This window comes from Bacillus sp. OV322, from assembly GCF_900112495.1.
Lineage (GTDB): Bacteria > Bacillota > Bacilli > Bacillales > DSM-1321 > Peribacillus.
Genome location: NZ_FOMA01000009.1, coordinates 45911 through 69820 on the forward strand (window position 1 = coordinate 45911; position 23910 = coordinate 69820).

A 23910-nucleotide genomic window follows, 5' to 3' on the forward strand; every position below is an offset into this window, starting at 1 on the left:
CGAATTACATTCGGCGGTTCACCATGTTTTTTTCAAATATCGTTTTCTTCAAGTAGCTGTTTTTCAACAGTACTTTTAATAGAATAAAAGCAATGATGGCGCCGGTGAAGGAGCTGAGTATGAACGCAGGCAGAAATCCGAACAGGGCAATTTTTTTGCCGAGAAACAAAAGGGCGATCGGGTAGCAGCAGAGAGACCCGATGACACCGGTGCCTATGACCTCCCCGAGGCAGGCAAAAACCACGCCCTTCGTTTTTTTATACAAAATGGAGGCAAGAAGGGCACCAATCATGCTGCCCGGAAAAGCAAAAATCGAACCTGTTCCTGTCAGGTTGCGAAGCAGGGAAACGGTAAATGCCCCGGCAACCGCATAAGCTGGCCCGAGCATGACGGCAGTAAGAACATTGGCAAGATGCTGAATCGGGAATATTCTCGCTGCACCGGCTGGGAAATAAACGAATGAGCTGCTGGCTGCCGTTAATGCAGTAATCATGGCTGTAAGTGTAAGCTTTTTAATATTGTTCAATGAAATCCTCTCCCTTTAATTTTTTTGACTAACAAGTTTCAGCAGGGCACTGAGAGGAGACATGGTATTAAAACAAACAAAAAACCCCGCTTTGAAAAAAAGCAGGGTACGATCTCATCTTTAAATCGGCAATCCGCTTTCCTCCGCCGGCATGACCCGGTTCAGGTTCAAAGGGTTTAGAACAGTGTTCAATCTCAGCCGAAAAGGCTCCCCTAGCTTAAACTTGCTATCCAATTATTAGCATCATATCACGGGAGACGATAAATGTAAGCAGAAATTTACCGAAAAATTGTCAAGGAACATTTTAGCAGGGCTTATAACCTAAAAAATTTTTTAATAATACCTTGTATTATTAGGTAATATATTTTATAAATAATTAAGGAGGTGGAAAAGTTTGGAGATTAACAAAGAGGTTTTAAAAGGACATATAGATACATTAATTCTATCGTTATTACATAAAAGGGATATGTACGGATATGAAGTAGCGAAATTGGTTCGTGAAAAAAGTGAAGAACAGTTTGAACTTAAAGAAGGTACGCTGTATTTGTCATTAAAGCGATTGGAAAATAACAAATGGATTTCTTCTTACTGGGGCGATGAACAAGGACCAGGAGGAAGACGGAAATATTATAAACTTACACCATTAGGTGAAGAAGGCTTTAAGGAAAAGCGAAAGGAATGGCAATTTGTTAAAAAAATTATTGATACATTCATCGAAGGGGGAGAATAACTTTGAAACAGGTAGATAAATATGTAAATTCTATCTATAAAGATGTTACTGGTGATAAACAAGATATCGAAGAGTTAAAGCAGGAAATGCGTTCACATTTATTAGAAGCTGTAGAGGAGTTAAAATCAGAAGGAAAAACTGAGGAAGAAGCAATCCGTATAGCAATGGAAAATTTCGGAGGAAAAAACCAAATTGTAAAAGGGTTATCCGAGTTTTTTAAAGTTCAAAAGAAATTTACTAATTATGTATTATCGTTTGCACTTATCTTTTTAGTATTGTGTATTTTCTTTCTCACAACTCCATTCTCAGGAGTAAAGGAATATAATGAAGAATTAAAAAACATCAAAGTAGCCGATCAAGAAAAAGAAACGATTATGAATGATATATTCGATGTATTGGATACTTCAAGTAAAGTGTCCGAAAAAGAAAAAGAACAGATACTAGATGTGTTTAAAAAATACCAAGATAAACTGAATTTGGTAGCCGTCTTTCCAGCCTCTGATTTAGGAAGTTGGTTAAAAGATAATGAAGAAGTGAAAAAAGGGCCTGACACACACTTTCCAATTGAATATTCAAAAGCGGCTATTGTAATTGGAAATGGTGATGTTGTTAAAGAAAAAGATCAAATTGTACCGAACGATTATGATTTAGGCACAGTTATCGAGGCAAATGGAAAGTGGATTGTTCAATATGAATACAAAAAATCTTATGAAAAGACGATTGAAAAGTACCATCAATTAAAATATTATGGACCTAGTATTTGGTCTTTTTACCAGCTGCCAATTTTATTCTTTTCTTTATTTATTGTTCTTGTTGTTGTTTGGTTGAGTGTGAGGAAACAAAATAGACAGTTAAAAGGTGTATTGAATTAAGCAAAATAAATTCGAAGATAAAAGATAGCAACTGATATATTCAGCTGCTATTTTTTGTGATATTTTATTAGGTCAAACGATTTCCGCTGTTAATGGCATAGAGCGCTCTTGGAGCTTAGCGGAACGAAGGCTATAGGAAATTGTTTTCTTTTTGTACTGTTTGACTACATCCACATGGTCTTTGTAGCTGTACAAAAACAGCTTTACATCTTTTTTGCCTTGTTTGGTGTCAATGACTAATGGAGTTCCGCCGTTTTCAGGATGCAGAAACATTTGTTCATTTCCTGGGAAGATATAATATTGCTCTAAAAATATGCCTTTGTTGAAAGTATCAATGACTTGATTTGCCTCTTCACCTTCAATGCGTTTACCTTCATAGGTCACGACAGTATTTTCAGCATTAAGCTTTGCATGCATTTCATACTTGCCTATAATCCATTTCACTGAATCGGAAGGAAGACAGGAAATCAATATTTTTAATAGTCCAAAGAGAATGGTCAAAACCAAAGCAAGTCCAGTCATACTTTATCATCTCCGTAATGTTTTAAATTGATATATACATCATTTCATATTTATAATATGCCTACCATTTTTGTAATACAATAAAATGTGAAATATGTCACAAAAAGTTCAAGAAGACAAATTGGAAGAAGCTGAAGGAAAGGGCTGAATAGGTTACAGAGATTAGAAATAACTTAGTGAAAAAAGGAATTCTTATTGCGGAAAAAGAATAGTATATGTACACCATTTGTGGATGACTAATTTTCTGAGGGAAGTGTGAGTGTGGGGCTATTCGATTTTTTATTTAACAAGGTGCTCGTTTATACAGCAGTTGGCGATGAACATTATTTTAAAGCAGCTCAGTGCTTCCAAAGCGAAGGCTTGCGCTACAAAGTTAAAAGCAATTCAGGAAACCGCCCGGCACTGGGCCAGCAACATATCAATAACACAAGCACTATAGCGATATATGATTTTTATGTTAAAAAAGAAGATCAGCACAAGGCGCAAAACATACTGTCAAAACTCAGGTCATCATGAAACACTGGTAATCATTTGAATTGAAGCAGAAAGCGGAAAATAAAAGAATTTTGATGGTCTAACAATTGAGGCTGTTATCTAAAACCTGCATGGGCGTTTGATTAAGGAGAAGATAATAATGAAGCAAGCATTATTAATTATTGATGTACAAAATGGAATGTTCAATGTAGGTAACGAAGTATATAAGAGTGTTAGCCTGCTTGAAAATTTAGAACGTTTAATAAATCAGGCGCGTTTGGCAGAAGCGTCTATTTTTTATATCCAGCATAATGGGCCTGTTGGACATCCTCTGGAATATGGTACAAAGGGCGGGGAGATTCACCCCAATATTTCTCCACGGAACCAAGATGTTATTATACAAAAAACAACGCCAGATGCGTTTTTTAAAACCGCTTTAGAGAATGAAATGAAAACACGGGGTATTGAGCATTTAATTATAACGGGCATTCAAACAGAGGCGTGTGTTGATACAACATGCAGGAGGGCGTTTAGTGCTGGATTTCAAGTCACTTTAGCTTCTGATGCACATAGTACATGGAATTCGGGTGAAATCACAGCTCAACAAATTATTAACCATCACAATTCCGTATTACGCTGGTTTGCAACTGTTATTCCTAGCACTGAGATAATATTTAATACATAACTGAATCCGAAAAATGCGCTTTATCTATTTAATGTGTTTGTTAAAGAAGTAGTGCAACTGTGTTTACAATTTTAAAAATGATAGCGAAGTATTTCAAATAAAAATTTCTCCTTTCTATCAGGAGTTTACCCTCAGAGTAAAAGATAAGAAATCGTGGAAATCGATCTGGCTAATTATCGGTGCATTCCCGATGTGGTTTTTCGTTCAGATGGGTGGCGTGAGATTGTATAAATCTGTATATCCCCATATTGTCAATCCAATATGTTATAATGTTTACAAACCTTTTAAGCTTTAAATCTTTTTATATTACCTGTACCATCTCCCTGCTCGAAACATGAGCAGGTTTTTTTATTATGCAATTTCAGGAGAATATAAAAAAACAAGCTCTTTTAACAAAGAACTTGTTTGTGACATTCATATGGAATTAAGCTTTTTGAACGTTAGTCGCTTGTGGTCCGCGTTGGCCTTGCTCAACGTCAAAAGTAACTTTTTGACCTTCGTCTAAAGATTTGAATCCTTCAGATTGAATAGCAGAGAAATGTACAAATACGTCGTCTCCATCTTCGCGTTCGATGAAACCGAAGCCTTTGTCTGCGTTAAACCATTTTACTGTACCTTGTTCCATTTTTGTTGCCTCCTAGTGCGTAAAAACACAATATATTAATATTTTTGCTCACGAGAAGAAAAGTCCACATTGATACTATTTCATTACACCGAACAAAAATATTCCCTTTTATGATAACAGCATACTGAAGATATTGCAAATTACTGGATCTGTTACAAAAATGCAGCTTGAATTAAATGTATACATGACATTTATCATGTACTGGACATGACATCTGGGCCTAATAATGTCCTTATTCTTCCTTTATAATTTGAAGTACAGCACAAACAAAAGGAAGTGCATTTGAATAATGACCTTACAAAATACAAAAAACTTGAAAAAACAAATTGCTCCATTTGAACAATCGACGACGAAGGAAAGTATTTGGCAGATTATTAATACGCTTGGGCCATTTATTATCTTATGGTATCTGGCATATCTGAGCCTTTCCGTTTCTTATTGGTTAACATTAGTTCCAGCTGTGATAGCTGCTGGATTCTTGACTCGTATTTTCATTATTTTTCATGATTGTACGCATCATTCCTTTTTTAAAAACCGCCGTGTCAATAGAATCGTGGGAACAGGAATGGGTGTTCTGACTTTATTTCCGTTTGATCAATGGGGACATGAGCATTCTGTTCATCACGCTACAAGCGGTAATTTAGATAAGCGAGGCACAGGAGATATTTGGACTCTTACAGTGGATGAATATTTGGCTGCACCGCTTAAACTTCGTTTAGCCTATCGTTTTTATCGCAATCCATTGGTTATGTTTGGATTAGGTCCAATTTATGTTTTCCTTCTTAAAAATAGATTTAACAGAAAAGGTGCTAGAAAGAAGGAGAAAATGAATACCTATTTGACAAATGTACTCATCGTTGTTTTAGCAGGAGTACTATGCTTGGCAGTGGGCTGGCAATCATTCCTTTTAGTACAAGGCTCGATATTCTTAATATCTGGTTCAGTGGGCATCTGGCTGTTTTACGTACAGCATACTTTTGAGGATTCTTATTTTGAAGAAAATAAGGATTGGGAATATGTATTAGCAGCAGTGGAAGGAAGTTCTTTTTATAAGCTTCCAAAATTGATGCAATTCCTTACTGGTAATATCGGATACCATCATGTTCATCATTTAAGTCCAAGGGTCCCTAACTATAAATTAGAAGAGGCACACAATAATACGCTTCCGTTAAAGAATGTACCGACAATTACTCTTGCTACAAGCTTACGGTCGATCCGTTTCCGCCTATGGGATGAGAAAAACAAGAATTTCATCGGCTTTAAAGAAGTAAAATATTTAAGGAAAAAAAGTGTTCCTATTAAAGTGAACCCCGAACTATAACGGGCCAGACTCCCCTTAATCATTTGTATTCAGGGGAGTCTTTTTAATAGGCTGTTTTCGTAAACTTTGTTGATATGCAAGAGTATCGCACCTTACTCTCCAAAAATGGGATTGCCTCACAGAACTCATTAAATAACACAATCTAAAATAAAAAAGCCTTTTAATATAAGCTGACCAATAAGGAGAGATATGAATTGATACGAATTGTAATTGCAGAGGATCAGGAAATGCTATTAGTGGCAATTAGTTCTCTACTCAATTTTGAAGAAGATATAGAAGTTGTCGGGCTAGCGAGTAATGGGGAAGAAGCACTTACTATGGTGCACGAATTGCAGCCAGATATATGCATGATGGATATAGAGATGCCTAAAAAGAGCGGGCTTGATGCAGCAGAAGCTTTACAGCCATTTGAATACAGGGTGATCATTTTGACAACGTTTAGCAGGAATGGTTATTTTAGGCGTGCTTTAAAAGCGAATGTAAGAGGTTATTTATTGAAAGATAGTCCGAGCGACGTGCTAGCAAGCTCCATACGAGGCATCATGGATGGAAAGAGAATCTATTCCCCCGAACTTATCGATGATGCCTCCGCTATAAATGAACACGAAATGGAATTGTCAGGACTGATGGATGATAGTCTTAACACAAATAAAGCCTCTAATCAGCAAAATAACCTGATTGGTACGGCAAGAAAATATCTTTCTGCCATCAAAGGTAAAATGAAATTACCGGCCGGGTAGAAATATTTTTTCAACCACATAAAGGGTCACCTATTTTTGGATAAGGCCGCTAATAGTTGGAAATGTAGATTGGCGCTTCTTAGGGGAATTAGTTAAAGTTGAGAATTGCCGCAGTCTATTTTTTGAGTTTTATGGTATTATTAACCTATTGAAGCTAGGAGCTGATTAATGTGACAACGGATACTATCACGAAAGAACAGACCATTTTTAGTCATACGGGAAACAGGATTCAAACGGAAGACAGAGAAATCCGCATCCTTGCCAGATTTGAGGAACCATTGGTTGTCGTTTTGGGAAATGTCCTGAGTTTTGAAGAATGCGCTGAACTCATCCAGTTATCGAAAGCAAGGATTCTGCGCTCAAAAATAGGTGCTGATAGCAGCGTAAACGAAATACGGACAAGCAGAGGTATGTTTTTTGACCAAAATGAAAACGATACCATTTCTAAGATTGAAAAGCGAATAACATCCATCATGGGTATTCCCAATGAAAATAGCGACGGTATCCAAATCCTGAACTATAAGCCTGGACAAGAATATAAACCCCATTACGATTTTTTCTCCTCCACTAGCAAAGCCGCTCAAAACAACAGGATTAGTACACTTATAATCTACTTAAATGACGTAGAAGAAGGCGGGGAAACATTTTTCCCTAACTTGAACTTTTCTGTAACACCTCAAAAGGGACTTGCCGTCTATTTCGAGTATTTCTACAACGATCAAACACTAAACGAACTGACCCTTCATGGGGGAGCACCTGTTATACAAGGTGAAAAATGGGTAGCAACCCAATGGATGAGACGACAAAAATTAAGATAGCAAACTATAAATTCCCTACCCATTGATGTAACTCCAGGATATAGGTGGATATAGGTTTGTTTTTAAATATCACTTATAAAATTACTTTTTGGTGCCTATATTACTTTAAAGTGCGTACTTTTTTTTTGAGTGTATTGATTTATAATCAATTTGTCAGAGGATAAATTTTCATTAACCTTTTCTAAGACATAGAGTATGGGATCATTAAAAAAGGCTGTTTTCGTAAACTTAGCTGTTATTGAACAAGAGACTGATTTCCGCTAATCCCGCAGGAGGTCAGCACCCTATGCTCCAATCATCCTGGTACATTTCGTGATATGACGATATAATAAAAACCATGAAACCAATTGACATTTTTAAAGCATTATCAAATGAAACAAGACTGCAAATCTTAGAATGGTTAAAAGAGCCAGAGAAGCATTTTTCTTTACAAGAAATGAGGGATTTTCACGAAGTAGGGGTGTGTGTGACACAGTTCCATGAAAAATTGAATGTTACACAATCAACAGCTTCTCAGCATCTTTCCATTCTGTATCGCGCCGGACTTGTGACAGCAACACGTCACGGAAAATGGACATATTATAAAAGGAATGAAGAAGCTTTTAATCAGCTTAAAGAAATCATTGAACATGAAATATAAGATCTAATGATCAATAGAGCATGTTCAATGTTTTTCTGTATTTTATAAGTTCCTTGCATGATTTCTTTTTTTATAATACATATCGTTATTATGCGAAATGACGATTTATGTTTATTGAAACCTGTAATGGTAAATAGAATAGAAGAAATCAAAGTCTTTTTTATGCTGTTTTCGTAGACTTTGCTGCTATGGAACAAGGGGGTTATTTCCGCTCCCGGAGTCTCGCTTTTAGTGGGGCGGGCGGTGAGCCTCACGAGCAATGGCTGCGGGGTCTCACCTTCCCCCAAATCCCACAGGAGTCTCGCAACTTACACTCCAATCAATCCGGTTTAACAATGGGATCGCTTTATTGTTCTCCATATATAAAGCACTCTAACCTAATATAAAAAGGAGTAATAAATATGCAAATGAAAAACATTTTAAAGGGTAAACTTGGTTTTGGTTCTGCACCACTAGGAAATATGTATCGTGATATTCCAGACGAAGAAGCAATCGCAACAGTGGAAGCTGCTTGGGAAAGCGGCATTCGTTACTTTGACACAGCTCCGCTTTATGGATCTGGATTGGCAGAGATTCGTCTTGGTGAAGCACTGTCGAAAAAAAACCGTGATGATTACATTTTAAGTACAAAAGTGGGCCGGATTATTTCCGATGAATTGGAAGAGCCATCTGGACGTGATTTGGGAGAAAAAGGGGGACTCTTTGAATTCGGCCGTAAGAATAAAATTATTAATGACTATAGCGCGGATGCAACCCTTCGCTCTATCGAGGACAGTTTGAAACGTTTAAAAACAGACTATATCGACTTTGTTTATATTCACGATGTAGCACAGGATTTCTATGGTGATGAATGGATTTCTCAATTTGAAATGGCCCGGACAGGTGCATTCCGTGCGCTCACACGGTTACGTGAAGAAGGAGTGATTAAGGGCTGGGGACTCGGCGTGAACCGGGCAGAAGCGATTGAACTAATGCTGGATTTGGAAGAAGCAAAGCCAGATGTATCCTTGCTCGCTGGGCGTTACACATTATTGGACCATGAACGTGCACTGCAGCGGGTCATGCCTGATGCAGTAAAACACAATATGGATATTGTCGTCGGAGGTCCATACAGTTCAGGTGTACTTGCTGGAGGTACTCACTTCGAATATCAAAAAGCCTCACCGGAAATTATGGCAAAAGTTGAGAAAATCAAGAACATTGCAGATCGTCACCAAATCAGCATTAAGGCTGCTGCTTTACAATTTTCATTGGCTAATCCAGCAGTTGCTGCTGTCATTCCTGGAGCCAGCCGTCCAGAGCGGATTACAGAAGATAAAGAGGCATTGAACACTGTAATTCCTGCAGCATTCTGGGAAGAAATGCGTGAACAAAAACTGATAGCACCACATGCACCGCTGCCAATCAGCTCTAAATAAAAGTAGAGTAAAGTAAAAGGAGTGTCTCTGGTTCCATTTAGAGACACTCCTTTTTTTGCATCTATAAAAGAAAGCTATGAACAAAACAAAATATAATTAATAATTCAAAATATATTGAATTATAGATTCGTATATATTAGAATTTAGTAAATTGAAATTTTGGAGGAATCGCATTGAAACAGCTTTACCAGATGTCGGACGCTGCCGAAAAAGTAAATCTATCAGTGGAATTTTCGCCCGTATGGGAAACTATACTTGGGATTTCAGGTTTTACTCACGAAAAACTTAGACATACATTTGATTTAGATGAAAAGTGGGCTTTAGAAGAAGCTAAAATGTCAGGAGTCTTAAGGGGACATTTAAAAACAATAGAAATGACAAATTTCTGGTACGCACTTATTATGCTTCAAGATGACTTATCATCACCCACTATTCAAGATTTTTCGCACAGTCTCGCTGACATGACGGCATCTAAATTCTACAAAATACTGTTGCCTTATAAGAACCGGGAGAGTGAACCACTGAGAAGGGAAACTTTGAGGGATTTTCATGATCCTGAAGCTTTTGAAAAATATGCGGTTATTTTTAAAGATCATGAATATCTAGGAGAATACACACGCTTTCTCGGAAAATATTCATTTGAAGAAATTTGTGATTTGTTAATAGAGGTCTTGAATGGCTGGCACCAATGGGTAAGTCAATTTGAGGAGTGGGAAAAATGGATACAAGCTCTTGAGTTTGAGCAAAAACAATACAGTTCCTTAAAAGTGGATAATCCTATTGAACAGATTGAACAAATTACAAATGGAATTATATATACTCCAGAACCATCTGTTTGGAATGTGAAATTGGTTCCTCATGTCTCATACCGGCCCTGGGTATTGACATTCAGATCACCAGAAACAAAGATTTTCTTTTACCCAATAAACGAAGACTGCCTTCTGGACACTGGTGTTCCTTCAAATCATTTAATTAAGGGGCATAAGGCATTAGGCGATGATCTCCGCTTAAGATTGCTCTATCAATTGGTAAAGGGTCCGCTATCACTCCAGGATTTAAGCAGCCAATTCAACATTTCAAAAACGACGCTGCATCATCAGTTGTCATTGTTGAAGGCAGCAAAATTTATTAAAGCAGAAAAAGGAATATATTATGCGGATATTAATCAAATCCAGACTTTTTCAGGACTGCTGACAGAATATCTTGGAGGTCAAATATGAAAAAATCCTCCAGGGCTTTTAAAGCGTTATGGGCTGGAGAAATAGTTTCGGAATTTGGCGGAGCTGCAGGAGCAATTATTAATGGCCTTGTATTATATGAAATTACCGGTTCTAAAGAATGGATGGGAGTACTGTGGCTTGTATACTTTATCCCTTCTTTAATTCTGCAGATGGTCAGCTCCCCATTTCTTAACCATGTTGAAAAAGGAAAAATGCTAAAAAACATCCAGTTAATCCGTTCGATTTCTTATACGCTCCCGCTTTTAGGCTATTGGGCTTTCTCAAATACAGGGGCAATCACAGGACTTGTCTTATTACAATGTATATTGGGGTTATTGCAGCCTATCTATGCCAGCTTAGCTTTCTCTTTGCTGCCTGATATTTGCAAAGAAGACGAGCTTGCCGCAGCAAATGGATTGCTTGATGGTACACTAAGACTGATGGCCTTTATTGCACCTGGAGTGACTACTTTGCTTTTGGTTGTTATGCCTATGCAATGCATCTATGTAATTTCGGCAATGATGTACTTTATAAGCTTTCTCTCCTTATCCCGTATTCAAGTAAAGCTGAATCAACGAATCCCTGCCTGGACTAAAAAGTTTTGGTGGGCAGAAATGAAGCTTGGTTATAAAATCTTCTTTCAAAAACCAAAACTGGTACGCCTTACTTTCTTATCCTCTTCCGTTCAATTTGCCGTTGGGGCTTCGATGGTACTGAGTGTTCCATTTATAAGAGGTGACCTAAAGGGCGAGACATGGGAATATGCTATTTTCTCAGGCTGCTTTTCTGTTGGTTATGCATTAGGTACGTTATTACTTCGTAAGCTGCCACGGAATAATCAAGTTATGTATTTGGGGTTAGTTGGTGGAGGTGTATCATTTATAATGCTCTTTTTTGTCCATCTAACTTCGTTTGCCTGGTTATGTGAATTATTTGGCGGGACGCTGTTTCCTCTCTACAATGCAAATAGTGCAGCAATTTTTCAAAAAGAAGCACCCAGGGAGCGCTTATCTCAATTAAGTGCGGTCAGATTATTGTTTTTTAGAAGTACCACACCACTAGGAATCCTCTTCGCCTCATCACAATTTATCCATTTCAGCAGCAGAGAAATATATTTAATTGTTGGAACCCTAATTGCAGCACCTGGTTTATTTTATTTTTTTTCTGCGTTTGGAGAAAAAGAAAACAATCTCCTTGATGTCCAAAACTCAGTTAATAAAACAGAAGGCACAAGTTGAATAAAAAGGTATCTAAGTATGAAGGGGGATATATTTGTGCGAGATATCGAGCTGATGGAAATCCAGGCAGATGTATTATTTAAAAAGGCTCTTTTCTTAAAGATTGTTGTTTTTTTTATTTGTAATGGAGGCGTTCCCATTGTTAAGTCAGGTTGATTGGAGTGTAAGGTGCGAGACTCCTGCGGGATTAGCAGAACAGGTGAGACCCCGCAGGCGTAGCCGAGGAGGCTCAACGGCTGCCCCGCGGAAAGCGAGCATCCTGGAGCGGAAATCAACCACCTTGTTTCATAGCAACAAAGTTTACGAAAACAGCCTTTAAAAAAGAAAACTCTAGAAAAATGACAGAAATAAATGAACCAATAAGCAGTCCCGCACCATTACTTTTTCTTGGCCGTACTAAAGAAGGCAGTATTCTTCGATTCAACGTGTCTTTTCCTAAAAAAACACTCCTTGAAGTAATACAAATGGTTAATCAAAATCCAGCAAACACTGATATTGGAAAAATAGTAAGTAGTATTAATAAAGTGAAAAACATAAGCAACATCTGGATGGGTCCTGCATACATATTTCCTGAAAATTTTAATAGGATATCCAGTGACATTAAAATAACAAATGAAAATAAAGGAGCATTACTATCAAATTTTCCAAACCTTTTATACCAATATGAACGGAGACAGCCTATTTTTGCCATCAAAGAGAATGGTAGTGCAGTTTCTGTATGCTGCAGTGCGAAAAGGAATGATAAAGCAGCAGAGGCAAGTGTTGAAACACTAGAAGCATACAGAGGGAAGGGATATGCGATGGAATGTACTATTGCTTGGGTAAAGGAAATACAAAAAATAGGAGGTCATGCTCTTTACAGTACGGCTTGGGATAATTTCCGCTCACAGGCAATAGCTAAGAAATTAAATCTTTATCAATATGGGATGGATTTGCATATGAGTTAAGGCAGCAGGTTTCAGTGCATAGCATAGGATTAGAGCGGTCAATTAGGCAGCTAACAAATGGTTAGTCGAAATTGATACCCCGTTAATTAGACTACAGGCGGAGCATCCGTAAAAAGTTTTTGAAGAAATTGTACTTCAACTATTGGGTGCTTTAGTTTATTAACAGGGGTTGCTGCGGCAGCCCTTTTCTTACGGCACTAACGAGGCAGGTTTGCTGTACAAGTTATAAATTTATAGAGCATTTCTATGAATGAGGAATGCTTTTTAATTTTGCTTAAAACCAATGTATACGATAAAAAAATTGCTTATTTTAATAAAAATTTATTGTAAATCGATAAATTAAAGATTAAAATCAAAATTATAATAAATATGTGAGGTGCTTTTTATGGAAAAAGTAACAACGTTGTTTTTAAAAATAGCTGTTATTCTTTTAGGAATCCCAGTTCTTGCTCTGTGCATCTTTTTGGTGCCTGAGATGGCGAACCTTGCAGTAAAATTGGTTCCAACATTTGCTTTTATAAAATATCTCGTTTTCATCATTTTTGATGCATCGGCAATTCCTTTTTACTTTGCTTTGTATCAGGCTTTCAAACTTTTACGCTATATTGACAAAAATAAAGCTTTCTCCGATTTATCAGTAAAAGCTTTAAAGAAAATCAAATACTGTGCCATTATAATCAGCATTTTGCATGTGCTAGTTTGGCCGCTCTTCTATGTTTTTGCGGAAGCAGACGACGCACCAGGAGTTATCTTTGCCGGATTGGCTGTTCCTTTTGCTTCGATGGTTATCGCGGTCTTTGCAGCTGTTCTCCAAAAACTTTTACAAGAAGCAATTACTATCAAATCAGAAAATGATTTAACGGTCTGAGGTGAATAACAATGGCAATTATCATCAATATTGATGTGATGTTAGCAAAAAGGAAAATGAGCGTAACAGAACTATCGGAAAAGGTTGGAATAACAATGGCGAACCTTTCTATATTGAAAAATGGAAAGGCGAAAGCAATTCGATTATCTACTTTAGAGGCAATTTGTAAGGCTTTGGAATGTCAGCCTGGAGATATTTTAGAATACAAAAGTGACGAAGACCATTAAACATTGTGAATGAAACCATATATTAGGGGAGGTATAACTATGGATACTAACAATTTGATTATTGATAATATTGCTGCCCCTCATGAGCTGGAGAGAATATACAGAAAAGACCCGAAAGCTTTTAAAAAGTCTTTCTCACGCGCATGGGAACAAAATCCTGATTCTGAGGTTCTTGGTGTCTGGTATGAAAGATTGCATTTCAAGGAGAAGGCAAATACAGAAAAACCTTCCTTTCTTCAAAAAGATTTTTTATTCATGGGCCTTTTAGCCATTCTGGCCGGGATATGCACCAGGGTCATTTTCCATTTTGTCGAACAGGAAGCAATTGCTCCAATTAACCTGGCATTTGGTATAATTCCCTTTATTGCTGCCTATTTTGTTTACAAGAATCCTCCGAAGAAAAGAGTTATTTATTCCCTAGCGGCGTTGTTCCTGATTTCCGGAATTTACCTTAACATGCTGCCATTAAATGATAAAGACAGTACTATCCTTGTTTACTTACACCTTCCCATATTTTTATGGGGATTGGTTATGCTTGCATTTACAGGTAATGACTATTCAAAAGGCAGTGCAAGATTAGCTTATATTACATTTAATTTGGAATATGGTATTCTCTACGCCAGCATGGCAGTTAGCGGAATGATACTAGCGGTGCTAACCATGCACTTATTTACCTTTGTTGGTTTGGATATAAAAGACTTTTATTTTAGTAATGTCATTTTATTTGGTGCTGCCGCTCTTGCTATTGTGGCTGCATACCTGGTATCAATGAATCTTAAACTTGCTAAGAATATCACCCCATATATAGCTAAAATTTTCAGTCCTCTTGTTCTGGTCACATTGTTGGTCTATCTGATAACGGTTATATGGGTTGGGAAAAATCCATTCTTGGACCGCAATTTTCTGATAGCCTTCAACGGAATTCTCCTTGGTGTATTGGCCGTTACCATATTTTCCATTATCGAGAGCGACTCAGACGAAAAAAAGACCATTTCAGATTATATAAATGCTGCCTTAATTGTCCTTGCGCTTATCATTGACAGTGTGGCCCTGTCAGCCATCGTATTCAGACTGTCATCTTATGGGATTACGCCTAATAGACTGGCTGTTTTAGGGGTAAACATCCTTATCTGGGCAAATCTATGTTGGATTATGCTTTCCTACATGCGTTTTCTGCAAAACAAATCCGGACCTTCAGCTATCCAAGATGCCGTTACTAAATATTTGCCGATCTATGGACTATGGGCAGCCTTCGTTACATTTACGTTTCCTGCATTTTTTTAAGGCTGTTTCCGTAACTTTATTGCTTTGAAACAGGGTGGCTGATTTTCGCTCCAGGATGCTCGCTTTCCGCGGGGCGTGCGGTGAACCAACTCGGTTTAACAACAGGATCGCCTCACAATACAGATTAAATAAGAAAAGAGTGCGTTAGTTTAATAAACACGGCTTCTTCGGCCGCTTTTTTTTGACGCATAGTTGTAACGTAATATCTATTTAATACGACTATTGCGGTAGAGGAGGGATTGTGTGAAAAGATGGATGTCCTTTTTATGTTTAATCGTACTCATTCTAACTGGCTGTACAAACAGCCATGTAAAAGAGAGCAAGCCGCCAAAAACTGAAATTGTAACAGAAGGCAAGCACTATAAAACTGTACTCGGTTCCTACTGTTGGAGAGATGGAGATAAGGGTGTATGCGTTGATTCTGCACAGCCAAAAGCCAAAGAGCCTATTGCTGTTCAACCAGGTGCTGACATTGAACTGAAGATTAATTATGACCCTCAGCCAAACGAGGTTCATCTTTCGCTGGTAAATGGCAAAAAAGAAATAGAATTACCTGTGGAAAAGGGACATTTCAAAGCACCGGGAAAAACAGGAACATATAATTATATCTATAGTGTGTGGTGGATGGATGAAAAGGATAAGCACATGTCCCACGGAGACGCTTTATATGGATTCTCCCTTAAAGTGCAGTAGGGGAATTTCGCAGCCTTCAAAAAATATCTGGGGATTTAAATAAAAGAAGAGGTCTTTTGTATATTCTCCTGCATATTAAGGCATTGGATTTTGTTTAGGTTTTCAACATAAGGAAAACGTATTTTGTTATTTTTCAGGCAAATAAATATGGGAACGTCTGATTTGGACGTTCCCGTTCTTATTCCGTTAAAGCACTGAAATAAGGTATTTATTATAAACTTACCAGTGTACTTGAAGTTTATTGCCATTTGGGTCATAAAAGTGGAAACAGGCGTGACCATTATCTTCTTTTATATCCTCGACCTTAACTTGATTTTCAATTAAGTGCTGATGAAATTTAGATAATTCTGGACTGGTAAAGCCAATGCTGAATTCTTGTTCATTATCAATTGTAAAATGTGCAAATGTTTCATCTTCAGTAGGAACTAAAATAAGTAAGAAAGGTCCTTCATTTACTTTTAAAATGGCAAATTCCTCTGTATTGTTTAGTAACTGGAGCCCTAATACATCTCTATACCATTTTGCAGACAGTCCTGAGTCTTTTACAGGAATTCTGATATAATGTACTTGTTCAATAAATGATTTACTCATTGCTTCTCTCCTTTGTTTAATCCGGTATATCAAATAGTTCCCTTTCTATATCCCTTTTCCTTTAACCCCCATTCCTTTTTCTGTTGTATAAGTCATAAACGCCCGCCAAATATTCGTATATAGAACATGTTGAATAGATAGCTAGGAATCGAATAACAACATAGTTCTCTAACAAAGCCTTGAATTAAAGGGTTGAGTTACATAGTCTGTCAACTTTGCTGACAGCTTTTTTTGTGTTCTTAGTAATAAAAATAAAATTTAGAAAATTGGAAAAAACAGGTTGTAAAAAGACACTGGTGTCGTTATAATAAAATTAATAAAAAAGACACTAGTGTCATTTTTAAAAGGAGGGTAACAGAGATGAAGGGATTAATGAAAAATAAAGGATATTTAATACTAATGTTTGCCCAGGCAATATCAAGTATTGGAGATTGGCTTAGTATAGTGGCGATTATTACGCTTGTAGGTTTGAAATGGAATGCTTCGCCGATGGAAGTATCGTTTATCATTTTGTGTCTAGCCATTCCTATGGCGCTGTTAGGTCCTGTAGCTGGCACAGTCGCAGACCGGTTTAGTCGAAAAACTTTAATGATAACATCTGACCTTGTTCGTGCTGGGCTGATTCTTTTTCTAACTGTAGCTGATACAATATGGGTTGTGTATATATGTTTGTTTACAATCGGCGTGTTTTTAGCAGTATTTATTCCAGCTAAAAACGGGAAATTAAAAGAATTGATTGCTCATGATGATATGAAAGCTGCCATGTCCATAACGTCGATGATTGACTCCGGTACGAAGGTGATGGGCCCTTTATTGAGCGGGGTATTAGTAACGGCATTTAGTACAAAGCCTGTGTTTTATATCGACTCTGCCACTTTTTTTATATCTGCTCTTTTAATTCTGTTCTTACCAGGCGTGGTCCAGTCTTTTGAAAAAGAGAATGGAAATGAGGATAGAACAGATTCTTCCTTCAAAAAAGAATTTTTAGAAGGCCTTTCTTTTATTAAATCCAAAACAAATATACTTGCAGGAATGTTTTTATTAGGTTTTAGCCTCTTGATCTTACAGCTTTCGGACTCGCAAATCATTGTCTTAATTAGAGAGCTCACTGCAGCATCACCGGATCTTTTTGGTTATTTAGTGACATCATCGGGTGTCGGTATGTTTTTATCAGGGCTGCTTTTAACGAAGAAATCCAATTATAACGCCTTTAGTTTAATGCTTATTGGTGTTTGTGGAATTGGACTTAGCTTTGGTATCATAGCAGTATTAACTCATTTTGATGCACGTTTTTCTATCTTTTGGGGTCCTTTACTAGGACTGTTTGCAGGATTTTCAGCAAGCCTAGTGTTTGTTCCATTTCAAGCATCGGTCCAAATTGAAACCCCAGTTCATTTGACTGGGAGGGTATTTGGAGTCATAAATAGTGTAACAACAACTGCAACGATTATCGGACCTTTGCTGGGAGGCTGGCTCTCAACAATTCTAGGGGTCGTTCCAACGTTTATGATTACAGCATCTCTCTTGGTCTTGGTATCTTTAATAGGATTTTTCACAAAAAGTAAAATAGAGAGGAGTAAGAAAGATGTCTCCGAAAGTCAGCGAGGAACACATAAAGCAACGTCGGGCTAAAATCTTAGAAGCAGCAATACAAGTATTTATCGAAAATGGGTACGAACGAACGACTATGAAGCATGTAATGGACAAAGCTAACGTGAGCAGGGGTGGATTATATCAGTATTTCTCTAATAAGGAAGACTTATATGAAGCTATATTAGAAGAAAATCTATCTCGAAGAATACTCGAAACAAAGGAATTACTTAAAGAAAAAAACAATTCTTATTGGGATTTACTGCTATTGAGGCTGTTTGGTGAAGATCGGGAGCCAGATGATAAGATGGATCCATTAGCACCAAGTAATTTAGAATTTTTCATCACAGGGAGAAATGATAAGCGCAGAAGAGAGTATGGTAAAGAACGATATAATTATGGTATTAACCTATATACGGATATTATTAGAGCAGGACAAGAAAGCGGAGAATTCAGCATTGCACATGATAGTGATATCATAGCTCGATCTATTGTCACATTTATTGATGGGCTGGCACTTGGCCATGCTATACTTCCAACAGAAGATCTAAAGATGAAGGAGCAATCCATACTATTCGTGGAAAATTTAAAAATCACACTTGGAGTAAAGTAGATAGAAATGAAGAACTTGAATGTTCAAAATTTCAATACTCTGGAATCGGCCCCTTACGGAAATTTCACTGGTTCTGCCTCGAAATGATTTAATATTGTGTCAGTTATTATAGGAAGGATGGTATCTCGTGAATTTTGCTTCAGTACTCATGGAAATCAGATTGGAGAAAGCGGCAGAAACGGATGCAAAGTCTATTTTTGAGATTCAAGTAAAGGCTTTTAATCCATTATTGGATGAATATAAAGATTACGAGACAAATCCTGCTAATGAAACAATTGAAAAAGTGCTGGCAAGGATAAATAATCCTGATGGAGGATTTTATAAAATATTATCTGATGATGTGCTTGTGGGTGCTATTTGTGTAGTGTGCAAAGAAGAGACGCAATTTTGGATAAGTCCCATGTTTATTTTACCGGAATATCAAGGAAAGGGTATTGCGCAGAAAGCGATACGTCTAATTGAGGAGCTATTTCCTCAAGCAGAAACTTGGGAATTGAAGACTATTTTACAAGAAAAACGCAACTGCTATTTATATGAAAAAATGGGATACAGACGTGAAGACTGGAAATATAGCTTAAATGAAAAAGCGACACTTGTTCACTATAAAAAATTATGTTAATGCTTTTTTTATTAAAAATAGGGTTAATAGGAGAAGATTCTCTATTAATTGTCCGTGGGAACAAGATAAAATGCTTCTAACATTCTTTTGATTAGGAGTGATTTACATGGACTTGAACTTCAAAAATCCAAAAGTTAAGCAAGTACAGGAAGTTTACCAATCATTTTGGGCTATTAATAAGACCACAGCTGAATTTACGAAAAAGAATGCTGAAAGTTTTGGTCTGACATTGCAGCAATTATCGATACTAAATACTTTATATGCAGTTCCGGAATTAATACAGCAAGAGCTGGCTGATAAGCTTATTTCAAGTACAATAAGCGTTAGTGTTGATAAATTAGTTAATATGGGCCTGGCTGAAAGGGGCTTTTTTGGCGAGGACCGGAGAGAAGTAAAGGTAAAGCTAACTCTTAAAGGTGAAGAAGTGTCCAGAACATCCAGTAAAAATTCCATTCTTATAGGGCTATGCTTTCCGCAATCGAAAATATGGCTGATGATGATATTCAATCTTTGCTTCGTATTCAAAAAGAACTATTAAATCATCTAATTGAAGTGGTTACTAAAATTAGTACTGTTTCTAACCTAATTGATACGTAAAAATCAAAGCTTCTTAATGAATAACGGTGCAGTTTAGTAGTGAAGTAAAGTTGTTTAATGTTGATTTATAAAGCATTCAAAAAGGAGAATCCATGTGTAAGGATTCTCCTTTTATTATTGAAATTTTTTATTGATTTTAGGAATGACACAATCTAAATCTTACCAAAAATATAATTATAAGTCTATTTTTTAAATAAAAAATATGGAAAAATTATGATAGTATCAATGGGAAATTATGCTGAGAAAGAGGCGGTTTGAACGTGAAACAAAACATTTATGATCATCCGGAATTTTTCCAGAGCTACCGGAACCTGCGTGAGTCTGAATTGAATTACAATGATTTATTAGAACAGCCGGCATTGAGAGGTATGCTGCCTGAATTAAAACATAAAAATGTATTGGATGTAGGTTGCGGAATGGGAGACTTTGCTATGTATTGTGTAAAAGAGCAGGCTCGGGAGGTCGTAGCGATAGACATCTCAAAGAAAATGATTGAAGCTGCCCAGCAAAAAAATTCCCATGAACATATTCACTATGTAAATACTGCCTTAGAAGATATTCAGTTAAAACAAAATGAATTTGATGTTGCGGTTAGTTCACTGGCACTGCATTATATACAGGACTTTCATGCTGTAATAAAGAAAATTCATTCTAGTTTAAAGACAACGGGGGTTTTTGTATTCTCCATTGAACATCCGATTGTAACTGCAAGAAAAGATATGGATAATTGGATCGTTGATGAAAAAAATAACACCTCTCATTACGCAGTTGATGATTATCAGGAAGAAGGCGAAAGGCAGCAGCATTGGTATATAGATGGTGTAGTGAAATATCACCGTACTTTTTCGACTATAATAAATGAACTAATCATAATTGGCTTTCAGATTGAGCAAGTAATTGAACCTATACCCAGTAATGAGGCACTGAATCGTTTGCCAAGGCTTATTAATGAGATGAAAAAACCATCTTTTATGATTATCAGGGCAAAGAAAGTTTATTAATAGTGAATTAGAACAAAGCTATCTATATAGACTCCAGAAAAAAAGGTTATAAACCTTGGAATTAGAGGGGAAGAAATTGAAGAAGATCTTAAAATATAAAGCAATTCCAGAACGTGGTGCTAAGATATGCAAATAAACAGTTACGTTGAAGAACTTGCTAAACTATATACCCAACACATTGATATGGATTATGCTAACTGGTCTAAAAGCTACTTGAGGGACCAGTTTGAGTTTTTAGGCATTCGAACACCAATACGCCGAAAACTGACCAAGCAATTTTTACATGAATTTGGTGTCCCGAAAAAAGAATGCCTAAAAGATGTCATTTTTACATTGTGGGAACGTTCAGAAAGAGAGTACCAAAAAGCAGCACTTGATATCCTTAACAAAGTAAAAATGGATCTTACCCCAGAAGATATGCCATGGCTTTGTTCTTTATTAGTTAATAAGTCATGGTGGGATACTGTGGATGTGCTTTCTCCTCATATAATGGGATATATGTTTACATCCTATCCAAAACTAACTTCTCAATATGCAGATCAGTGGATTTTAGATGAAAATTTTTGGCTGCAAAGATCAGCACTGCTTTATCAACTTTATTATAAAAATAGAACCGATGAAAAACGCTTATTTCAATATATTCTTATGAGGGCTGCTAGTGAAGAATTTTTCGTTCAGAAAGCCATAGGCTGGGTATTGAGAGAATACGCAAAAACAAACCCTTTAGCTGTAAAAGAGTTTGTTTCATTAAATGATTTAAAATCACTTAGCAGACGTGAAGCGTTAAAAAATCTGTAACTTTATGCTTAACGATATTAAGCTGACAAGTGAACTAATGGAGTGTTGCTGGGCGGCCCTTTACTTATATGTAAAAAAATTGCGATGAATATTACTTAAATTAAAGGCTGCAAGAGTTGAAGATTTATCTGGACACCAGTTTTATCTTTTCTTGTTGTGCGAATGGGCAGCTTAGTTATAAAAGGATTTTACATTGAGAAAATATTTAATTATTATTCGAATATATCGGCTTATCAGCCTGATATTATTTTAGGGGGTTGTAATGGAACTTTATTTTATTCGTCACGCACAGGGGGAACACGTTTTAAATCCTCCTGATAGTCTACAGATATTAGACCCGGCATTAACTGATCTAGGAATTAAACAAGCTCGTAAATTGAAAGAACTCTTCCCTGTATTTGATGATGATTTATTAATAATAAGCCCACTAAGACGCACCCTTCAAACGGCAGAATATTGGACCATAGATTCAGCGTGCAAAAAAATTGTTCACCCTTTGGTTGGACCTAGAATGTTTCCTTTATTATCGTCATACAAGGCTTACAATTGCGATACTGTACTATCAAAGGAGCAAATAATTAAAGACTTTCCTCATATAGAAATTGAAGATATTAATTCACTTAATTGGAATAGTGGGATTAACATAGTACCAGAAGTAGAATTTGCAATGTTGGCACAACAATTTATGAATTGGTGTAAAAAGCTTGATACTAACAGAATCTTTATTGTTTCTCACGATGGAACAATAACCGCCTATAGACAGTTTCTCGGAGAAATAGTTACGCGCGACAATTTTTTAGGCGATGCTGGGTATTATAAAGTTTTTTAATAATATAAATGAGATTGTGAAAGAATACACTTCAACTAAAGGGTACGTTCGTTGAAGATCATTCGGCTACTAAGGCATCTCCTCCTTTTTATGGAAATTATTTTAAAATAGGTTAGTTTAATGATGTGTACTAAGATATTGAAACTAATGAAGTGAAGTATTTGCAGGGCTTTCGGTGATATCGTTGCTTTATCAGTATAGTTATTTAACTAAGCGCAGGTCTCTTAGTTGCAGAAGGAGTTTTGAAAGTGGTGCCCATATTAAAATTCAATTCATTTATATGTTATATTATAAAAATATCTTGAAGATTAAGGAGATATTCGATGAATTTAAAGGGACATATACCACAAGACCTGACTGTTTTAGAGACATTGGAGAGTATAGGTGAAAATATTATCATTGCTGATCAAGATTTTTATATTACTTGGATAAATACTAGAGCATCTCAGTTACTATCAATGATTGCTCCTTTGTTTGGCCTTCAAATTCAGAAGAAATGATTGGTGTAAACATGGATAGGTTTCATTCAAAACCAGAACACCAACGAAAAGTTATGACCGGTTAAAAAAAAGGGCATAGAACAAGGATTAATATTCATAATCAATTTGTTGCTGATATTGTTATAACTCCTAGCCAAACGAGTACAAAGCCAGGAAATATAAAAGGGTATATTATAATGCTTATGGATGTAACTACAAAAGCAGATGAAGAGAAGAAGAAAGAGCAGTTAATCAGGGACTTATCGGTACCCATTTTAACTATCTGGGAAAAGACAATTGTATTACCATTAGTTGGAGATTTAGACTTAGATCGTGAGAGAATGTAATCTCATCTGTACTAAGGGAATGTTCAGCTAAGGGTATAGAATATGTCTTAATAAGTCTGAGTGGCATTAACAGTTTTGACGTAAATATAAGAACAATAATTCAAAAGCTGTATGATTGTTTAAAATTACTAGGGGTGGAATGCATTATTGTTGGGATTCGGCCCAATTTAGCCATAAACATTAAAGAACTTAAAAATATAAGTACTTTTAGTTCAGGAAATTTAGGGTTAAAGTACATAATTGAACGCCAAAATAGTCAAAGCTAACTTTAAAAAGTGAGAATCCGGTTGTTTTATGAGGAAGAAATTTGTAAATTTTTTTATCTTATTATTTACTTTAGTGCTTGAGATTCTATATAACTGTATCTCTGTATCATCCTACAAAAGATCTTAGGGCTTAAATATATTCCCTTCTCGTTCCCGAGATACCAGAAGCTACTGAAGAAATATGCTCCCGGTCAGTCTATTTCACGCAGAGGATACCGTCGGGATATCGCCCCTCAGGAGTCTTTCTTTTGCCACCTGAAGGCAGAAGGAGGAAATTTTGCCTATCAATCTTAAAGGGAATTAGAAGACCAGTCCTTCATGCTTGAGTATTT

At 36.6% G+C, this 23910-nt stretch carries 30 protein-coding genes and 1 riboswitch; of the genes, 26 read left to right on the plus strand and 4 right to left on the minus strand.

The annotated features are described in order from the left end of the window. Window positions 1-4: 4 nt before the first annotated feature. Entirely contained in the window at window positions 5-526 is a 522-nt protein-coding gene (gene thiW / locus BM126_RS19485; RefSeq protein WP_090991091.1) for an energy coupling factor transporter S component ThiW, read from the minus strand. 121 nt (window positions 527-647) lie between these two features. After that, window positions 648-750, minus strand: a riboswitch (TPP riboswitch). Between the two features lie 170 nt (window positions 751-920). Here thiW and BM126_RS19490 point away from each other — a divergent pair. Next, window positions 921-1256, plus strand: a complete 336-nt coding sequence (locus BM126_RS19490; protein WP_090991092.1) for a PadR family transcriptional regulator — start codon at window positions 921-923, stop codon at window positions 1254-1256. A 2-nt stretch (window positions 1257-1258) separates the two neighbouring features. Further along, window positions 1259-2128, plus strand: a complete 870-nt coding sequence (locus BM126_RS19495) for a permease prefix domain 1-containing protein (RefSeq protein ID WP_090991093.1) — start codon at window positions 1259-1261, stop codon at window positions 2126-2128. Between the two features lie 72 nt (window positions 2129-2200). Here the strand turns inward: BM126_RS19495 and BM126_RS19500 are convergent, their stop codons facing one another. Continuing rightward, complete coding sequence (locus tag BM126_RS19500) at window positions 2201-2650, minus strand: YfmQ family protein (protein WP_090991094.1); 450 nt, start codon at window positions 2648-2650, stop codon at window positions 2201-2203. Window positions 2651-2911: 261 nt separating this feature from the next. On the opposite strand from BM126_RS19500, the gene BM126_RS19505 reads away from it, so the two are divergent. Continuing rightward, a complete protein-coding gene (locus tag BM126_RS19505) occupies window positions 2912-3166 on the plus strand; it encodes a hypothetical protein (protein WP_090991095.1) in 255 nt (84 codons plus the stop codon). Window positions 3167-3284: 118 nt separating this feature from the next. Next, window positions 3285-3809: a cysteine hydrolase family protein gene (locus BM126_RS19510; RefSeq protein WP_090991096.1), complete on the plus strand. Its 525-nt coding sequence runs from the start codon at window positions 3285-3287 to the stop codon at window positions 3807-3809. 424 nt (window positions 3810-4233) lie between these two features. Here the strand turns inward: BM126_RS19510 and BM126_RS19515 are convergent, their stop codons facing one another. Beyond that, window positions 4234-4434: a cold-shock protein gene (locus BM126_RS19515; RefSeq protein ID WP_090991097.1), complete on the minus strand. Its 201-nt coding sequence runs from the start codon at window positions 4432-4434 to the stop codon at window positions 4234-4236. Between the two features lie 289 nt (window positions 4435-4723). Here BM126_RS19515 and BM126_RS19520 point away from each other — a divergent pair, with 289 nt between their 5' ends. From BM126_RS19520 to BM126_RS19575, 12 genes are all read left to right on the plus strand, one after another. After that, window positions 4724-5755 carry a Delta(5) desaturase DesA gene (locus BM126_RS19520; protein WP_141770111.1) on the plus strand — a complete coding sequence of 344 codons (1032 nt, stop codon included), beginning with the start codon at window positions 4724-4726 and terminating at the stop codon, window positions 5753-5755. A gap of 194 nt (window positions 5756-5949) precedes the next feature. After that, window positions 5950-6495 carry a response regulator gene (locus BM126_RS19525; RefSeq protein WP_090991098.1) on the plus strand — a complete coding sequence of 182 codons (546 nt, stop codon included), beginning with the start codon at window positions 5950-5952 and terminating at the stop codon, window positions 6493-6495. Between the two features lie 170 nt (window positions 6496-6665). Beyond that, window positions 6666-7313 (plus strand): 2OG-Fe(II) oxygenase, encoded by a 648-nt coding sequence (locus BM126_RS19530; RefSeq protein WP_177201515.1) that lies wholly within the window; start codon window positions 6666-6668, stop codon window positions 7311-7313. 337 nt (window positions 7314-7650) lie between these two features. Then, window positions 7651-7953, plus strand: coding sequence for an ArsR/SmtB family transcription factor (locus BM126_RS19535; protein ID WP_090991100.1), 303 nt, complete (start codon window positions 7651-7653; stop codon window positions 7951-7953). A 407-nt stretch (window positions 7954-8360) separates the two neighbouring features. After that, window positions 8361-9371 (plus strand): aldo/keto reductase, encoded by a 1011-nt coding sequence (locus tag BM126_RS19540; protein WP_090991140.1) that lies wholly within the window; start codon window positions 8361-8363, stop codon window positions 9369-9371. Window positions 9372-9544: 173 nt separating this feature from the next. Beyond that, a complete protein-coding gene (locus tag BM126_RS19545) occupies window positions 9545-10591 on the plus strand; it encodes a helix-turn-helix domain-containing protein (protein ID WP_256213193.1) in 1047 nt (348 codons plus the stop codon). Beyond that, window positions 10588-11829, plus strand: coding sequence for an MFS transporter (locus BM126_RS19550; RefSeq protein WP_090991101.1), 1242 nt, complete (start codon window positions 10588-10590; stop codon window positions 11827-11829). The genes BM126_RS19545 and BM126_RS19550 overlap by 4 nt, the downstream gene beginning before the upstream one ends. Window positions 11830-12167: 338 nt before the next feature. Beyond that, window positions 12168-12776, plus strand: coding sequence for a GNAT family N-acetyltransferase (locus tag BM126_RS19555; RefSeq protein WP_090991102.1), 609 nt, complete (start codon window positions 12168-12170; stop codon window positions 12774-12776). Window positions 12777-13161: 385 nt separating this feature from the next. Then, window positions 13162-13644 carry a DUF2975 domain-containing protein gene (locus BM126_RS19560; protein WP_090991103.1) on the plus strand — a complete coding sequence of 161 codons (483 nt, stop codon included), beginning with the start codon at window positions 13162-13164 and terminating at the stop codon, window positions 13642-13644. A gap of 11 nt (window positions 13645-13655) precedes the next feature. Further along, on the plus strand, window positions 13656-13871 hold the full coding sequence (locus BM126_RS19565) for a helix-turn-helix domain-containing protein (RefSeq protein WP_090991104.1): 216 nt from the start codon (window positions 13656-13658) through the stop codon (window positions 13869-13871). Window positions 13872-13910: 39 nt separating this feature from the next. Continuing rightward, a complete protein-coding gene (locus BM126_RS19570) occupies window positions 13911-15155 on the plus strand; it encodes a DUF4153 domain-containing protein (protein WP_090991105.1) in 1245 nt (414 codons plus the stop codon). Between the two features lie 243 nt (window positions 15156-15398). Beyond that, window positions 15399-15848: a hypothetical protein gene (locus BM126_RS19575; RefSeq protein WP_256213194.1), complete on the plus strand. Its 450-nt coding sequence runs from the start codon at window positions 15399-15401 to the stop codon at window positions 15846-15848. 219 nt (window positions 15849-16067) lie between these two features. Here the strand turns inward: BM126_RS19575 and BM126_RS19580 are convergent, their stop codons facing one another. Then, entirely contained in the window at window positions 16068-16439 is a 372-nt protein-coding gene (locus tag BM126_RS19580; RefSeq protein WP_090991106.1) for a VOC family protein, read from the minus strand. A gap of 360 nt (window positions 16440-16799) precedes the next feature. Between BM126_RS19580 and BM126_RS19585 the strand changes: the two genes are divergently transcribed. The 10 genes from BM126_RS19585 (at window position 16800) to BM126_RS23075 (ending at window position 23578) form a co-directional block, all read left to right on the plus strand. Next, entirely contained in the window at window positions 16800-18071 is a 1272-nt protein-coding gene (locus tag BM126_RS19585) for an MFS transporter (protein WP_090991107.1), read from the plus strand. Further along, window positions 18025-18642, plus strand: coding sequence for a TetR/AcrR family transcriptional regulator (locus tag BM126_RS19590; protein WP_090991108.1), 618 nt, complete (start codon window positions 18025-18027; stop codon window positions 18640-18642). The genes BM126_RS19585 and BM126_RS19590 overlap by 47 nt, the downstream gene beginning before the upstream one ends. Before the next feature lie 148 nt (window positions 18643-18790). Beyond that, window positions 18791-19261: a GNAT family N-acetyltransferase gene (locus BM126_RS19595; protein WP_090991143.1), complete on the plus strand. Its 471-nt coding sequence runs from the start codon at window positions 18791-18793 to the stop codon at window positions 19259-19261. Between the two features lie 106 nt (window positions 19262-19367). Next, window positions 19368-19799: a MarR family winged helix-turn-helix transcriptional regulator gene (locus BM126_RS19600; RefSeq protein WP_371261477.1), complete on the plus strand. Its 432-nt coding sequence runs from the start codon at window positions 19368-19370 to the stop codon at window positions 19797-19799. Between the two features lie 319 nt (window positions 19800-20118). Then, window positions 20119-20859 (plus strand): class I SAM-dependent methyltransferase, encoded by a 741-nt coding sequence (locus BM126_RS19605; protein WP_090991109.1) that lies wholly within the window; start codon window positions 20119-20121, stop codon window positions 20857-20859. A gap of 126 nt (window positions 20860-20985) precedes the next feature. Beyond that, the gene (locus BM126_RS19610) at window positions 20986-21657 is read left to right on the plus strand and encodes a DNA alkylation repair protein (RefSeq protein ID WP_256213195.1); all 672 of its coding nucleotides are present in this window, start codon (window positions 20986-20988) and stop codon (window positions 21655-21657) included. 262 nt (window positions 21658-21919) lie between these two features. Next, a complete protein-coding gene (locus BM126_RS19615) occupies window positions 21920-22486 on the plus strand; it encodes a histidine phosphatase family protein (protein WP_090991110.1) in 567 nt (188 codons plus the stop codon). Window positions 22487-22809: 323 nt separating this feature from the next. Then, window positions 22810-22986 carry a hypothetical protein gene (locus BM126_RS23065; protein ID WP_256213196.1) on the plus strand — a complete coding sequence of 59 codons (177 nt, stop codon included), beginning with the start codon at window positions 22810-22812 and terminating at the stop codon, window positions 22984-22986. 176 nt (window positions 22987-23162) lie between these two features. After that, window positions 23163-23312, plus strand: coding sequence for an STAS domain-containing protein (locus tag BM126_RS23070; RefSeq protein ID WP_256213197.1), 150 nt, complete (start codon window positions 23163-23165; stop codon window positions 23310-23312). A 56-nt stretch (window positions 23313-23368) separates the two neighbouring features. Then, the gene (locus BM126_RS23075; RefSeq protein WP_371261479.1) at window positions 23369-23578 is read left to right on the plus strand and encodes an STAS domain-containing protein; all 210 of its coding nucleotides are present in this window, start codon (window positions 23369-23371) and stop codon (window positions 23576-23578) included. Window positions 23579-23910 lie beyond the last annotated feature (332 nt).

Excerpts from the sequence above, each read along its gene's own strand:
- BM126_RS19555 (WP_090991102.1), top strand. The coding sequence starts at position 12,168 with ATGACAGAAATAAATGAACCAATAAGCAGTCCCGCACCATTACTTTTT.
- BM126_RS19560 (WP_090991103.1), top strand. The coding sequence starts at position 13,162 with ATGGAAAAAGTAACAACGTTGTTTTTAAAAATAGCTGTTATTCTTTTA.
- BM126_RS19565 (WP_090991104.1), top strand. The coding sequence starts at position 13,656 with ATGGCAATTATCATCAATATTGATGTGATGTTAGCAAAAAGGAAAATG.
- BM126_RS19570 (WP_090991105.1), top strand. The coding sequence starts at position 13,911 with ATGGATACTAACAATTTGATTATTGATAATATTGCTGCCCCTCATGAG.
- BM126_RS19615 (WP_090991110.1), top strand. The coding sequence starts at position 21,920 with ATGGAACTTTATTTTATTCGTCACGCACAGGGGGAACACGTTTTAAAT.
- BM126_RS19585 (WP_090991107.1), top strand. The coding sequence starts at position 16,800 with ATGAAGGGATTAATGAAAAATAAAGGATATTTAATACTAATGTTTGCC.
- BM126_RS19595 (WP_090991143.1), top strand. The coding sequence starts at position 18,791 with ATGGAAATCAGATTGGAGAAAGCGGCAGAAACGGATGCAAAGTCTATT.
- BM126_RS19600 (WP_371261477.1), top strand. The coding sequence starts at position 19,368 with ATGGACTTGAACTTCAAAAATCCAAAAGTTAAGCAAGTACAGGAAGTT.
- BM126_RS19510 (WP_090991096.1), top strand. The coding sequence starts at position 3,285 with ATGAAGCAAGCATTATTAATTATTGATGTACAAAATGGAATGTTCAAT.
- BM126_RS19550 (WP_090991101.1), top strand. The coding sequence starts at position 10,588 with ATGAAAAAATCCTCCAGGGCTTTTAAAGCGTTATGGGCTGGAGAAATA.
- BM126_RS19535 (WP_090991100.1), top strand. The coding sequence starts at position 7,651 with ATGAAACCAATTGACATTTTTAAAGCATTATCAAATGAAACAAGACTG.
- BM126_RS23070 (WP_256213197.1), top strand. The coding sequence starts at position 23,163 with ATGCTTATGGATGTAACTACAAAAGCAGATGAAGAGAAGAAGAAAGAG.
- BM126_RS19540 (WP_090991140.1), top strand. The coding sequence starts at position 8,361 with ATGAAAAACATTTTAAAGGGTAAACTTGGTTTTGGTTCTGCACCACTA.
- BM126_RS19610 (WP_256213195.1), top strand. The coding sequence starts at position 20,986 with ATGCAAATAAACAGTTACGTTGAAGAACTTGCTAAACTATATACCCAA.
- BM126_RS19520 (WP_141770111.1), top strand. The coding sequence starts at position 4,724 with ATGACCTTACAAAATACAAAAAACTTGAAAAAACAAATTGCTCCATTT.
- BM126_RS19500 (WP_090991094.1), bottom strand. The coding sequence starts at position 2,650 with ATGACTGGACTTGCTTTGGTTTTGACCATTCTCTTTGGACTATTAAAA.
- BM126_RS19590 (WP_090991108.1), top strand. The coding sequence starts at position 18,025 with ATGTCTCCGAAAGTCAGCGAGGAACACATAAAGCAACGTCGGGCTAAA.
- BM126_RS19580 (WP_090991106.1), bottom strand. The coding sequence starts at position 16,439 with ATGAGTAAATCATTTATTGAACAAGTACATTATATCAGAATTCCTGTA.
- BM126_RS19515 (WP_090991097.1), bottom strand. The coding sequence starts at position 4,434 with ATGGAACAAGGTACAGTAAAATGGTTTAACGCAGACAAAGGCTTCGGT.
- BM126_RS23065 (WP_256213196.1), top strand. The coding sequence starts at position 22,810 with ATGAATTTAAAGGGACATATACCACAAGACCTGACTGTTTTAGAGACA.